Source organism: Pseudomonas sp. S2_A05, assembly GCF_054668485.1.
Genome location: NZ_CP162775.1, coordinates 5,388,171 through 5,400,651 on the forward strand (window position 1 = coordinate 5,388,171; position 12,481 = coordinate 5,400,651).

The window sequence follows — 12,481 nt, forward strand, 5'->3', positions numbered from 1 at the left end:
CTTTTTGAAGAATAAAAAACCGATGGCACGGGCCTTGCTCTGAGCTTTGAGTGAAGTGAAGTCGCAGTGCCAACTAAAAAAACCTTGGAGCACCACCTCATGTCCCAGACGTTTTACAAGAAAGGCTTTCTGGCCCTCGCAGTCGCTACTGCGCTGGGTGTTTCTGCGTTTGCTCAAGCTGATATCAAGATCGGTGTAGCGGGTCCTATGACCGGTGCCAACGCGGCATTCGGCGAGCAGTACATGAAGGGTGCACAGGCGGCGGCCGATGCGGTCAACGCGGCGGGTGGCGTCAACGGGGAAAAAATCGTCCTGGTCAAAGGCGACGACGCCTGCGAACCGAAGCAGGCAGTGACGGTCGCCAAGGACCTCACCAACCAGAAAGTCGCCGGCGTGGTCGGTCACTTCTGCTCCTCTTCGACCATTCCAGCGTCGGAAATCTACGACGAAGCCGGGATCATCGCGATCACTCCGGGCTCGACCAACCCGCAAGTGACCGAACGCGGCCTCAGCGCCATGTTCCGTATGTGCGGACGTGACGACCAGCAAGGCATCGTTGCCGGCGACTACATCGTCGACATGCTCAAGGGCAAGAAAGTCGTTGTGCTGCACGACAAGGACACCTACGGCCAAGGCCTGGCTGACGCCACCAAGGCTCAGCTGGAAAAACGCGGCGTCAAGCCTGTGCTGTACGAAGGCCTGACCCGTGGCGAGAAAGACTTCAGCACCATCGTCACCAAGATCCGTGGCGCCGGCGCCGATGTCGTCTATTTCGGCGGCCTGCACCCGGAAGCCGGTCCGCTGGTTCGTCAGCTGCGTGAACAAGGTCTGAAAGACGTCAAGTTCATGTCCGACGACGGTATCGTGACCGACGAACTGGTGACCACCGCTGGCGGCCCGCAATTCACCGATGGCGTACTGATGACTTTCGGCGCCGACCCGCGCCTGTTGCCGGAAAGCAAGACCGTAGTGGACGCGTTCCGCAAGGCCGGCACCGAGCCTGAAGGCTACACCCTGTACGCCTACGCCTCGGTTCAGACCCTGGCGGCAGCGTTCAATGGCGCGAAGAAAAACGACGGCGAAGCCGCTGCCAAGTGGCTGAAGGCCAACCCGGTGAAAACCGTGATGGGCGAGAAGACCTGGGACGCCAAAGGCGACCTGAAAGTCTCCGACTACGTGGTTTACCAGTGGGACAAGGACGGCAAATACCACCAGCTGGAAAAGCAGAAGTAAGGGCTGAAGCGATCATCTGATCACCACCGATCCCCTGTGGGAGCGAGCCTGCTCGCGAAGACGCACTGACAAACAACCTCTGCGTTGAGTGTTCAACCGCTTTCGCGAGCAGGCTCGCTCCCACAGAGGGATCAGTGGCGATCGGGCTGATCACGCTCCGACATTGCTCCGACGTACATCTGTATTTTTCCTAGAAGAACCGCGCGTCATGGGCGCGCAGGTTCTCACTGCGTGAGATTGCGTTATGGATGGTATTTTCCTGCAGCAACTGGTCAATGGCCTGACCCTCGGGTCGGTCTATGGCCTGATCGCCATCGGCTACACAATGGTCTACGGCATCATCGGCATGATCAACTTCGCCCACGGCGAGGTTTACATGATTTCCGCTTACCTGGCGGCAATCAGTCTGGCTCTGCTGGCTTACTTCGGTATCGAATCCTTCCCGCTGCTGATGCTCGGCACGCTGATCTTCACCATCGTCGTCACGGCGGTATATGGCTGGGTCATCGAGCGTGTTGCCTACAAACCCCTGCGTAACTCGACCCGCCTGGCGCCGCTGATCAGCGCTATCGGTATTTCGCTGATTTTGCAGAACTACGCACAGATCGCTCAGGGCGCCAAACAACAGGGCGTGCCTACGCTGCTGACCGGTGCCTGGCGTGTTGAAGTCGGCACCGGCTTCGTGCAACTGACCTACACCAAAGTCTTCATCCTGATCGCCGCGTTTGTCGGCATGGGGCTGCTGACCTACATCATCAAATACACCAAGCTCGGCCGCATGTGCCGTGCGACCCAGCAAGACCGCAAGATGGCCTCGATCCTGGGGATCAACACCGACCGGGTGATTTCCTACGTGTTCATCATCGGTGCAGCCATGGCGGCACTGGCCGGTGTGCTGATCACAATGAACTACGGCACGTTCGACTTCTATGCCGGCTTCATCATCGGCATCAAGGCGTTCACCGCAGCGGTTCTGGGCGGCATCGGTTCACTGCCCGGCGCGATGCTCGGCGGGATCATCCTCGGCATCTCCGAGTCGCTGTTCTCCGGTCTGGTCAACTCCGACTACAAAGACGTGTTCAGTTTCTCGCTGCTCGTCCTCGTACTGGTCTTCCGGCCGCAGGGCCTGTTGGGCCGTCCTCTTGTGTCGAAGGTGTAAGCGATGTCTGCAACCACTGAAAAATCCATCGATATCAAAAAAAGTCTGGTCGAGGCGATTCTTGCCGGCCTGATTGCGCTGATCGTGTTCGGGCCGATTGTCGGCGTGGTCCTCGACGGCTACAGCTTCAACCTCGAAGCAACCCGCGTGGCGTGGATCATTGCCATCGTCATGGCCGGTCGCTTTGCCCTGAGCCTGTTCCTGCAAACCCCCAAGGGCCTGAAGATCCTCGACGGGTTCGAGAGCAGCGGTTCCGGTGTGCACGTGCTGCCGGCGGATTACAAATCACGGCTGCGCTGGATCATCCCGCTGATTATCGTGCTGGCGATCATCGTGCCGTTTGTCTCCAACTCCTATCTGCTGGGGGTGGTCATCCTTGGTTTGATCTACGTGCTGCTGGGGCTGGGGCTGAACATTGTGGTCGGTCTGGCCGGGCTGCTGGATCTCGGTTACGTGGCGTTCTACGCCATCGGCGCCTACGGTCTGGCATTGGGTTATCAATATCTGGGTCTGGGTTTCTGGACGGTGCTGCCGCTGGCGGCAATCACCGCAGGCCTGGCTGGCTGCATTCTCGGTTTCCCGGTGTTGCGTCTGCACGGCGACTATCTGGCGATCGTGACCCTGGGTTTTGGTGAAATCATTCGTCTGGTGCTGAACAACTGGCTGTCCCTGACCGGCGGCCCGAACGGCATGCCGGCGCCATTGCCGACGTTCTTCGGTCTGGAGTTCGGCAAGCGGGCGAAGGATGGCGGGGTGCCGTTTCATGAGTTCTTCGGCCTGACCTACAACCCGGACGTGAAGTATTACTTCATCTACGCGGTGCTGTTCCTGGTGGTGCTGGCGGTGTTGTACGTCAAGCATCGGCTGGTGAAGATGCCGGTCGGTCGCGCCTGGGAAGCCCTGCGTGAAGATGAAATCGCCTGCCGTTCGATGGGCCTCAACCACGTACTGGTCAAGCTCTCGGCGTTCACCATCGGTGCGTCGACGGCGGGTCTGGCCGGGGTGTTCTTCGCCACCTATCAAGGCTTCGTCAACCCGACCTCGTTCACCTTCTTCGAGTCGGCGCTGATCCTCGCCATCGTCGTGCTTGGCGGCATGGGTTCGACCATCGGCGTGGTCATCGCCGCATTCGTGCTCACCGTCGCCCCGGAACTGCTGCGTGGCTTCGCTGAATACCGCGTGCTGCTGTTCGGCATCCTGATGGTGTTGATGATGATCTGGCGACCACGCGGGTTGATCCGCATCAGCCGCACCGGGGTCAAACCACGCAAAGGTGCCATTCACTACGAGAGGACTGCGCCATGAGTGAAGTCGTACTCTCTGTTGAAAAACTGATGATGCATTTCGGTGGCATCAAGGCTTTGAGCGATGTCAGCCTGAAGGTCAAACGCAATTCGATCTTCGCCCTGATCGGCCCCAATGGCGCCGGCAAGACCACGGTGTTCAACTGCCTGACCGGTTTCTACAAGGCCACGGGCGGCAAGATCGAACTCAATGTGCGCGGCCAGCAGACCAACGTCATCCAGTTGCTGGGCGAGTCGTTCAAACCGACCGATTTCGTCTCGCCGAAATCCTTCCTCAGCCGCATGTACTACAAAATGTTCGGCGGTACTCACCTGGTGAACCGTGCCGGTCTCGCCCGTACGTTCCAGAACATTCGCCTGTTCAAGGAAATGTCGGTGCTGGAAAACCTGCTGGTGGCGCAGCACATGTGGGTCAACCGCAACATGCTCGCCGGCATCCTCAACACCAAGGGCTATCGCAAGGCCGAGAGCGATGCGCTGGATGTCGCGTTCTACTGGCTCGAAGTGGTCGATCTGGTGGACTGCGCCAACCGTCTGGCCGGTGAGCTGTCCTACGGCCAACAACGGCGTCTGGAAATTGCCCGGGCCATGTGCACGCGGCCGCAGATCATCTGCCTCGACGAACCGGCCGCCGGCCTCAATCCTCAGGAAACCGAAGCGCTCAGCGCGATGATCCGGCTGCTGCGCGACGAGCACGATCTGACCGTGGTGCTGATCGAACACGACATGGGCATGGTTATGAGCATTTCCGACCACATCGTGGTGCTGGACCACGGCATCGTCATCGCTGAGGGCGGGCCTGAAGCGATCCGTAACGATCCAAAAGTGATCGCGGCCTACCTGGGCGCCGATGAAGAGGAGCTGGTATGAGCCAACCGATCCTCGAACTGCGCAATCTGGACGTGTTCTACGGCCCGATTCAGGCGCTCAAAGGCGTTTCTCTGCAAATCAACGAAGGCGAGACCGTCAGCCTGATCGGCTCAAACGGCGCCGGCAAGTCGACCTTGCTGATGTCGATCTTCGGCCAGCCGAGAGCGGCGGGCGGGCAGATTCTCTATCAGGGCGTCGACATCACGCAGAAGTCCTCGCACTACATCGCCTCCAACGGTATCGCGCAGTCGCCGGAAGGGCGGCGGGTTTTCCCCGACATGACCGTCGAGGAAAACCTGCTGATGGGCACCATCCCGATTGGCGACAAGTACGCCAAAGAGGACATGCAGCGCATGTTCGAGCTGTTTCCACGGCTTGAAGAGCGACGCAATCAGCGGGCGATGACCATGTCTGGCGGTGAACAGCAGATGCTCGCCATCGCCCGTGCGCTGATGAGCCGGCCGAAGCTGTTGCTGCTCGATGAACCGAGCCTGGGTCTGGCGCCGATCGTGGTGAAGCAGATCTTCGCCACGCTGCGTGAGTTGGCAAAAACCGGGATGACGATTTTCCTCGTCGAGCAGAACGCCAACCATGCGCTGAAGCTGTCGGACCGGGCATATGTGATGGTCAACGGCGAAATCCGTCTGACCGGCACCGGCAAAGAGCTTTTGGTGAATGAGGAGGTGCGTAACGCCTATCTGGGCGGGCACTGATTCTTCTCGCGGTTGCACACAGCCCCGGCGACGAGAGTCCCGGGGCTTTTTTATTTTTTGGAATCCACCACAGGTAAATTGGCTAATTCCCGAAATTGTGGAAAACAAATTCCCCAAGCTGCCAAAGCGCGACATATAGACGCTGCAAATGGCTGTTTTTCCACAGTTTTGACTTGTCCCCGGTTACTGTGGAACTGGCTGTGAATAACGTGGGTGTATATGGTTGCATGCCTTGTAATCCGGGGCCTCCAGGCTTGTGATTGTTTTTTGATCAGGCATTTTTGCTGGAGCGCGCGGCGTCGTTGTCAACCTTTTTCTGGGGGGCAGAGACATGGCAATTCCCTGTGCGCAAGCCTGTGGATAAGTCTGTGACTAAACTCTGGAAAGACCTCGCGGAGCGCCGTAATTGCTGGCCTCGCGCAATCACCCGGTGACACCGTCCGTCGTGCAAAATGCCCTGTCCCGCACATCCCCCGCCTCACGGTCAAGCAAAAAACTTTCCATTTCGCCCGCAAAGCCTTGTGTGGCGCGGCTTTGCACGTTGGCACTTGCCCCCGGAAACTGTGGAGCAGATTGTGGATAACATGCGTGCACATGGCTGCAGGCCACGCAGGCTAAGGTCTTGGCGCACTTGGTTGATTTTTGTACAGCTGGCAAGTGTTGCCCGTATTCGCGAGGGCGGGCATGCTGCCTGCTGATTTTCTATTCCAAGGGCTGCCGTGGCGGCCGAAGCAAGGAGAACACGATGTCCGACACCCTGTTTATCACCGGCGCGACGTCCGGTTTTGGTGAAGCCTGTGCCCGGCGTTTTGCCGAGGCTGGCTGGAAGCTGGTACTGACCGGCCGTCGTGAAGAACGCCTCAATGCCCTGTGCGCCGAACTGTCGAAGCAGACCGAAGTGCATGGTCTGGTCCTCGATGTGCGTGATCGCAAGGCGATGGAGGAGGCGATCGCCAACCTGCCGCCGTCCTTCGCCAAACTCCGTGGCCTGATCAACAACGCCGGCCTGGCGCTCGGCGTCGATCCGGCGCCCAAGTGCGATCTGGATGACTGGGACACCATGGTCGACACCAACGTCAAAGGCCTGATGTACGCCACTCGCCTGCTGCTGCCACGGCTGATTGCCCACGGCCGTGGCGCCGGTATCGTCAACCTCGGCTCCATAGCCGGTAACTACCCGTACCCGGGCAGCCACGTGTACGGCGCGAGCAAAGCCTTCGTCAAACAGTTCTCGCTGAACCTGCGTTGCGACCTGCAGGGCACTGGCGTGCGGGTCAGCAACATCGAACCCGGCCTGTGCGAAAGCGAGTTCTCGCTGGTACGTTTTGCCGGTGATCAGGAACGCTACAACGCCACTTACGCCGGCGCCGAGCCGATCCAGCCGCAGGACATCGCCGAGACGATTTTCTGGGTGATGAACACCCCCGCGCACATCAACATCAATAGCCTCGAACTGATGCCGGTGAGCCAGACCTGGGCCGGGTTTGCCATCGAGCGTAACAAGGCTTGATACCGCGCTGAGGCCATTCGCGAGCAGGCTCGCTCCCACAGGGGAATGCATTCCAAGATGTGGGAGCGAGCCTGCTCGCGATAGCAATTGGTCGGTCAGCGAAGATACGCAGCCAAACCGTGATAGCAAGTCGCCAAATGATAAGGCGTGGTCGAAGGCATGTCCTTGCGACTGACCTCTCCATTCTCATCGCGACACTCATGCCAGCCGCCGGCATGCAGAAACCGCTGCTGCAACGCCTGCAACTGGCGCAGTACCACCGCTTCGCTGTCCGCCCGCAAGGTCAGCGCGCGCAGGTATTCGGCTTGAGCCCAGATCCGTTGGGTCGAATCCCTTGGCCGTCCATTGCTTTCCAGATCAAGCATCGCCCGCACCGCGCCGCAGGACTCCAGCACGCCATACTGCTCGGTAAAGGCAAACGCCCGATCCAGCGCCCGGTGCAGTTTCGAATCGCGCAACAGCGCCGACGATTCGAGCAGGAAATACCATTCGAACTGGTGCCCCGGCTCGTACCAGTTATCCACAGCGCCCAGCGGCTTCTCCATCAACACGCCATATTGCGGATCGACGAACTGCTTGTGCATGGCTGTGCATAACTCAAGCAGGGCGTTGTGCGTCTGCAGGTCTTCACGCACGGCGAGGGTGGCCAGAAAAGCTTCGGCCAGATGCATCAGTGGATTTTGCAGTGGCCCGGTTTGCAGGGTGAGCCAGTCACGCTCAAGGCAGGCTTCGTACAAACCGTCGCCGGTGGCGAATCGGCGGCCGATGATTTCCAGCGCGGCGTTCAATGTCGACTCGGCCAGCGAATCCCGGGACTTGTCCCAGTAATGCGCGCAGGCGAACAGGATGAAGGCGTGGGTGTAGAGATCCTTGCGCTGGTCCAGCGGCTTGCCTTGCGCATCGATGCTGTAGAACCAGCCGCCGTGCTCGGCATCATGGAAATGCCGTTGCAGGGAACGGAACAGCGCGGCGGCGCGGACTTCGGCGTTAGCCACAATCCCGATCAGGCTGGAGAACAGATACAGCTGCCGTGCGCAGGCCATCGCCCGATAGCGCTGCACTGGAAGCGGTTGATGCGCGGCGTCCAGCGCCTCGTACGGCAACGCCATGTCGGCATTCCAGCCCGGGCCTTGCCACAGCGGCACGATCACGTCGAGGAAGTGCTGCTGCACTTGGCCAAACAGGGCGGTCAATTCGGACAGGGCGGTGGAGCGGGAAGCGTGGGGCATGGGCGGGCGTCACGGGCTGGGGCGATTGCGCGACATGGTAGCAGAGAGGCAGCCTTTAAAGGTTTGGTGTCTGATCGGCCGTCATCGCTGGCAAGCCAGCTCCCACAAGGAAATTGAGTGTTCACACAATTGTGGACTTACCCAATAACCTGTGGGAGCTGGCTTGCCAGCGATGAGGCCGGCTCAGGCGATAGAGATTAGCCTGCGAGCAACCAGACCCCAGTCGCCGCCGAAGCCGCACCCGCCAACCGCACCAGCGGCGCCGCTGCCTGCGGAAGAACTCGCACCACGCCATAACCGAGCGCATGCAAAACCGCTGTCGCCGCGACAAACCCGGCCGCATACGCCCACGGGCTGCTCATTTCCGGCAGCTCCAGCCCATGCGCCACGCCATGGAACAGCGCAAACAGCGCCGTCGCTGCCACCGCCATCACCAGCGGCGGGCGCACCGCCAGTGCCACGGCCAGGCCCAGCGCCAATACCGAGGCGGCAATCCCGCTTTCCAGCGCCGGCAACTCCAGCCCTTCAAAACCGAGCAGGCCGCCCAGCAGCATGGTGCCGACAAAGGTGCACGGCAGCGCCCAGCGCGCCGCGCCTTGTTGCTGCGCCGCCCACAAACCGACGGCGAGCATTGCCAGCAAGTGGTCGAGCCCGCCGATCGGGTGGCTGATGCCCGCGACGAGGCCGCTGTCGCCATGCCCAGGGTGCGCGAAGGCCAGTGCCGGTGTCAGCAGCAGCGCCACGGCGCCAAGAATGCGTTTGAGTGTCATGGATAAGCTTCCTTGTTGATAAGTGGATCAGGCGGCGGTCAGCAGGCCCTGGCGTTCGATGAAGGCGATGATTTCTTCAAGGCCCTGACCGGTTTTCTGGTTGCTGAACACGAACGGCTTGCCGTTGCGCATGCGTTTGGTGTCGCTGTCCATCATTTCCAGCGAGGCGCCCACCAGTGGCGCGAGGTCGATCTTGTTGATCACCAGCAGGTCGGACTTGCAGATCCCCGGGCCGCCCTTGCGCGGCAGCTTGTCGCCGGCGGAGACGTCGATCACGTAGATGGTCAGGTCCGACAGCTCCGGGCTGAAGGTCGCCGAGAGGTTGTCGCCGCCGGATTCCACCAGAATCAGATCCAGCCCGGGAAAACGCCGGTTCAGTTGATCGACCGCCTCGAGGTTGATCGAGGCGTCTTCGCGGATCGCCGTGTGCGGGCAGCCGCCGGTTTCCACGCCGATGATCCGCTCCGGCGCGAGGGCTTCGTTGCGCACCAGGAAATCGGCGTCTTCGCGGGTGTAGATATCGTTGGTGACCACGGCGAGGTTGTAGCGCTCGCGCAGGGCCAGGCACAGGGCCAGGGTCAGTGCGGTTTTGCCGGAACCGACCGGGCCGCCGATGCCGACGCGCAGAGGTTGTGTATCCATTTCATTCTCCAAAATAAACAGCCCTAAGAGCGGAAGAGACGGCTGTACTGGCGCTCGTGGGCCATGCACGCCAGAGACAGGCCAAACGCGGCGCTGCCGATGTGTTCGGGGTTGAGGTGGGTCGCGTCGTGCTGCGCCTGTTGCAGCAGCGGCAGCAGTTCGCTGGTCAGGCGCTGGGCGGCTTGCTGGCCCAGCGGCAGGGTTTTCATCAACACGGCGAGCTGGTTTTCCAGCCAGCTCCACAGCCACGCGGCAAGAGCGTCCTGCGGGGTGATGCCCCAGGCGCGTGCCGCCAGTGCCCAGCACAGGGCCAGATGCGGTTCTGTGGTCTGTTCAAGAAAGTCGCGGGCGGGCGCATCGAGTTCCGGCAAACCGTTCAACAACTGCTGCAGGGAGTAGCCCATCTGCCGGCTCTCCAGATGCAACTCGCGGGTTTCGCGACTGGCGCGGTGGCTCTCGCAGAGTTGTCGTAATTCGGCCCAGTTTTCATCTGCTGCGGCCTGGCAATGCGCCAACAGCAGCGGCGCTTCGAAGCGCGCGAGGTTGAGCAGCAGTTGATCGCTGATCCAGCGGCGGGCGCCGTCCGGGTTGTGGACCCGGCCATTATCCACCGCCATTTCCAGACCCTGGGAATAGCTGTAGCCGCCAATCGGCAATTGCGGACTGGCCAGACGCAGCAGCGCCCAGGCCGGATTCACAGGCGCACGCCGAACTGGTGGAGTTTCGGCGCGTAGTTGAAGTCTTCGTCGCCGTGGCGGGAATGATGATGGCCGCCGCCGTAAGCGCCGTGTTCCGGCTGGAACGGCGCTTCGATAGCCTCGACCTGCGCGCCGAGCTGTTCGAGCATCGCCTTGAGCACGTAATCGTCGAGCAGGCGCAGCCAGCCATCGCCGACTTGCAGGGCGACATGGCGGTTGCCGAGGTGATAGGCCGCGCGGGTCAGTTCGAACGCATTGGCGCAAGTGACATGGAGCAGTTGTTCAGGGCGGGCGCAGACGCGCACGACACGGCCGTCTTCAGCCTGCAGGCATTCGCCGTCATACAGCGGTGGCTGGCCGCGCTCCAAAAACAACCCGACGTCTTCGCCTTCGGCACTGAAACAGCGCAAACGGCTTTTGCTGCGCGCTTCGAAGGTCAGGTGCAGCTCGGCGGCCCAGACGGGTTGAGGGTCGATTCTGCGATGAATCACCAGCATCGGAAAGCTTCCAGCAATGAACGTTGAATGGGCTAGAGCAAGCGCCGCGCCAATCGGGTGATCTGTAGGAAATAGCTGTCGGCGCTTGCCTGATCTTTCAACAGGCGCGGCGATTCTGGAAGGTTTTGGTGCATGAAGGATTTGTCATGCACCAATTCGATGCCGTGACGGATGTTCAATGTGGGAGCGAGCCTGCTTGCGAATGCGCCGTGTCAGACAGATGTATTCAGCTGACCCAGCGCTTTCGCGAGCAGGCTCGCTCCCACAGAGGCTTTGCGCTGTGTCAGATAGAGAAGGGGATTACTCGGTACTGCCCAGCCCTTGCCAGTGCTTGAGGCCGATAAAGATGAAGCGCAGTTGCTGGGTGATCTTCGCCTGCGGCGTCAGATGCTCCGGCAAGGCCTCGGCGGGCGGGTCGATGATGTCGGGGAGGGTGGCGAACACCGATTTGACGATCAGGTCGGCGATCACGCTCAGACCGGCGATGTCCAGATGTTGCAGCTTGGGCATCAGCGCCAGGTCCGCCGCGAGGTCGGCGCTGATGTTCTCCCGCAGGCGTCCGATCGCCTGGCGTACCGGCAGCGAGCCGCCGTATTGTTCGCGGGCGAGAAACAGGAATTGCGAGCGGTTGGCGTTGACCACATCAAGGAAGATGCGCACCGAAGCGTCGATGATGCCGCCCATGACGAATTCGTTGTGCCGCACCAGGCGGATGGTTTCGCGGAAGGTCTGGCCGACTTCGCTGACCAGTACCAGACCCAACTCGTCCATATCGGCAAAGTGCCGGTAGAAACCGGTGGGCACGATGCCGGCGGTCTTGCTCACTTCGCGCAGGCTCAGGCTGCCGAATCCTCGGCCGCTTTCCATCAGGTGGCGGGCAGCGTCCATCAGGGCGTTGCGGGTCTGTTGTTTCTGTTCGGCGCGGGGCAGCATCGCAGGGTGTATTCTTCGGCAGGACAAGCGCCGCACTCTAGCAAATCGGCTTTGTCGGCGTCGAACGGGGAGTCATGCAGCGAGGGATTCACAGAAGCTGAAAAGTCAAAAGCCCAATCCGCTGATTGGGCTTTTTCGCTGGGCCGTCATAGGCTCAGCTCACGGCGCTGTTGCGTTCGATTACACGATCACCACCACCTTCGGCGAGGGCTTGACCTTGGGGAGTCTTGTCGTAGCCGTCTTCCACCAGACCTTTTTCTTCGAGACGATTGCGGCCGTTTTCAGCCAGGGTCTGGCCCTGTGGGGTTTTGTCATAGCCGTCTTCAGCCAGAGTCTGACCTTGAGGGGTCTTGTCATAGCCGTCTTCAGCCAGAGTCTGGCCTTGAGGGGTCTTGTCATAGCCGTCTTCAGCCAGAGTCTGGCCTTGTGGGGTTTTGTCGTAGCCGTCTTCAGCGAGCGTCTGGCTGAACACCGAGTGGCTGTCTTTGACTTGCGGAGTGGCCTGATCGGCAGCGGGCAGGGCAAAAGCAGTGCTGGCTAGCATCGACAGGGTAAGGCTGAGCAGTAATTGGCGTTTCATGATAGTGGCTCCTTGGGAGGGCGATAAAGTGGGTACGAGGGCAATGCTACTCTCGATATGTCGATATAAAAGTTCATAAACGCAATGGTAATAATCAACAGAATTGATTGTTCGGCGCGAAGGCTCTAGATCGGGCCTTTGCGGGCGACGGTTTTGCACCGTCGTGGGTATTTTCGACTCACTCGTGCCTCGCAAAAGTGCGGGTCGCGGTAACACTGCTCGACCGATCGGTCAGTTTTGCTGCGCTTTTTATGGCTTAAACTGCCTTTCGATTAAACCTGCGGGCCTTTCGCCAGTCACAGACTGCATAGGGGCCGCTTAGGTCTGCCGTTTCAGCTGTGCG

The 12,481-nt window shown here is 60.4% G+C and carries 13 protein-coding genes; 6 read left to right on the forward strand and 7 right to left on the reverse strand.

Annotated features, from left to right (window positions below):
• Positions 1 to 99 precede the first annotated feature (99 nt).
• The 6 genes from AB4O12_RS24375 (at position 100) to AB4O12_RS24400 (ending at position 6,789) form a co-directional block, all read left to right on the forward strand.
• A complete protein-coding gene (locus tag AB4O12_RS24375) occupies positions 100 to 1,233 on the forward strand; it encodes an ABC transporter substrate-binding protein (RefSeq protein ID WP_041480713.1) in 1,134 nt (377 codons plus the stop codon).
• 244 nt (positions 1,234 to 1,477) lie between these two features.
• Entirely contained in the window at positions 1,478 to 2,392 is a 915-nt protein-coding gene (locus tag AB4O12_RS24380) for an ABC transporter permease subunit (RefSeq protein WP_041480712.1), read from the forward strand.
• Between the two features lie 3 nt (positions 2,393 to 2,395).
• The gene (gene livM, locus AB4O12_RS24385; protein ID WP_016771917.1) at positions 2,396 to 3,697 is read left to right on the forward strand and encodes a high-affinity branched-chain amino acid ABC transporter permease LivM; all 1,302 of its coding nucleotides are present in this window, start codon (positions 2,396 to 2,398) and stop codon (positions 3,695 to 3,697) included.
• Positions 3,694 to 4,566 (forward strand): ABC transporter ATP-binding protein, encoded by an 873-nt coding sequence (locus AB4O12_RS24390; RefSeq protein WP_016771916.1) that lies wholly within the window; start codon positions 3,694 to 3,696, stop codon positions 4,564 to 4,566. Before livM ends, AB4O12_RS24390 begins: the two co-directional genes overlap by 4 nt.
• On the forward strand, positions 4,563 to 5,279 hold the full coding sequence (locus tag AB4O12_RS24395; protein ID WP_016771915.1) for an ABC transporter ATP-binding protein: 717 nt from the start codon (positions 4,563 to 4,565) through the stop codon (positions 5,277 to 5,279). The genes AB4O12_RS24390 and AB4O12_RS24395 overlap by 4 nt, the downstream gene beginning before the upstream one ends.
• Positions 5,280 to 6,024: 745 nt before the next feature.
• Entirely contained in the window at positions 6,025 to 6,789 is a 765-nt protein-coding gene (locus AB4O12_RS24400; protein ID WP_016771914.1) for an SDR family oxidoreductase, read from the forward strand.
• Between the two features lie 95 nt (positions 6,790 to 6,884).
• On the opposite strand, the gene AB4O12_RS24405 is transcribed toward AB4O12_RS24400, so the two are convergent.
• The 7 genes from AB4O12_RS24405 to AB4O12_RS24435 form a co-directional block, all read right to left on the reverse strand.
• A complete protein-coding gene (locus AB4O12_RS24405) occupies positions 6,885 to 8,018 on the reverse strand; it encodes an AGE family epimerase/isomerase (RefSeq protein ID WP_460059841.1) in 1,134 nt (377 codons plus the stop codon).
• Positions 8,019 to 8,215: 197 nt separating this feature from the next.
• Positions 8,216 to 8,788: a HupE/UreJ family protein gene (locus tag AB4O12_RS24410; protein WP_041480708.1), complete on the reverse strand. Its 573-nt coding sequence runs from the start codon at positions 8,786 to 8,788 to the stop codon at positions 8,216 to 8,218.
• 27 nt (positions 8,789 to 8,815) lie between these two features.
• Positions 8,816 to 9,430: an urease accessory protein UreG gene (ureG, locus tag AB4O12_RS24415; protein WP_016771910.1), complete on the reverse strand. Its 615-nt coding sequence runs from the start codon at positions 9,428 to 9,430 to the stop codon at positions 8,816 to 8,818.
• A gap of 23 nt (positions 9,431 to 9,453) precedes the next feature.
• The gene (locus AB4O12_RS24420) at positions 9,454 to 10,128 is read right to left on the reverse strand and encodes an urease accessory protein UreF (protein ID WP_150638248.1); all 675 of its coding nucleotides are present in this window, start codon (positions 10,126 to 10,128) and stop codon (positions 9,454 to 9,456) included.
• Complete coding sequence (gene ureE, locus AB4O12_RS24425) at positions 10,125 to 10,625, reverse strand: urease accessory protein UreE (RefSeq protein WP_039756959.1); 501 nt, start codon at positions 10,623 to 10,625, stop codon at positions 10,125 to 10,127. Before ureE ends, AB4O12_RS24420 begins: the two co-directional genes overlap by 4 nt.
• A 300-nt stretch (positions 10,626 to 10,925) precedes the next feature.
• Positions 10,926 to 11,558 (reverse strand): TetR family transcriptional regulator, encoded by a 633-nt coding sequence (locus AB4O12_RS24430; protein ID WP_056787610.1) that lies wholly within the window; start codon positions 11,556 to 11,558, stop codon positions 10,926 to 10,928.
• Positions 11,559 to 11,712: 154 nt separating this feature from the next.
• A complete protein-coding gene (locus AB4O12_RS24435; protein WP_353188278.1) occupies positions 11,713 to 12,138 on the reverse strand; it encodes a hypothetical protein in 426 nt (141 codons plus the stop codon).
• Positions 12,139 to 12,481 lie beyond the last annotated feature (343 nt).

Bases quoted from the DNA above. Each gene is read 5' to 3' on its own strand.
- AB4O12_RS24375 (WP_041480713.1), top strand. From the start codon at position 100: ATGTCCCAGACGTTTTACAAGAAAGGCTTTCTGGCCCTCGCAGTCGCT.
- AB4O12_RS24380 (WP_041480712.1), top strand. From the start codon at position 1,478: ATGGATGGTATTTTCCTGCAGCAACTGGTCAATGGCCTGACCCTCGGG.
- livM (WP_016771917.1), top strand. From the start codon at position 2,396: ATGTCTGCAACCACTGAAAAATCCATCGATATCAAAAAAAGTCTGGTC.
- AB4O12_RS24390 (WP_016771916.1), top strand. From the start codon at position 3,694: ATGAGTGAAGTCGTACTCTCTGTTGAAAAACTGATGATGCATTTCGGT.
- AB4O12_RS24395 (WP_016771915.1), top strand. From the start codon at position 4,563: ATGAGCCAACCGATCCTCGAACTGCGCAATCTGGACGTGTTCTACGGC.
- AB4O12_RS24400 (WP_016771914.1), top strand. From the start codon at position 6,025: ATGTCCGACACCCTGTTTATCACCGGCGCGACGTCCGGTTTTGGTGAA.
- AB4O12_RS24405 (WP_460059841.1), bottom strand. From the start codon at position 8,018: ATGCCCCACGCTTCCCGCTCCACCGCCCTGTCCGAATTGACCGCCCTG.
- AB4O12_RS24410 (WP_041480708.1), bottom strand. From the start codon at position 8,788: ATGACACTCAAACGCATTCTTGGCGCCGTGGCGCTGCTGCTGACACCG.
- ureG (WP_016771910.1), bottom strand. From the start codon at position 9,430: ATGGATACACAACCTCTGCGCGTCGGCATCGGCGGCCCGGTCGGTTCC.
- ureE (WP_039756959.1), bottom strand. From the start codon at position 10,625: ATGCTGGTGATTCATCGCAGAATCGACCCTCAACCCGTCTGGGCCGCC.
- AB4O12_RS24430 (WP_056787610.1), bottom strand. From the start codon at position 11,558: ATGCTGCCCCGCGCCGAACAGAAACAACAGACCCGCAACGCCCTGATG.
- AB4O12_RS24435 (WP_353188278.1), bottom strand. From the start codon at position 12,138: ATGAAACGCCAATTACTGCTCAGCCTTACCCTGTCGATGCTAGCCAGC.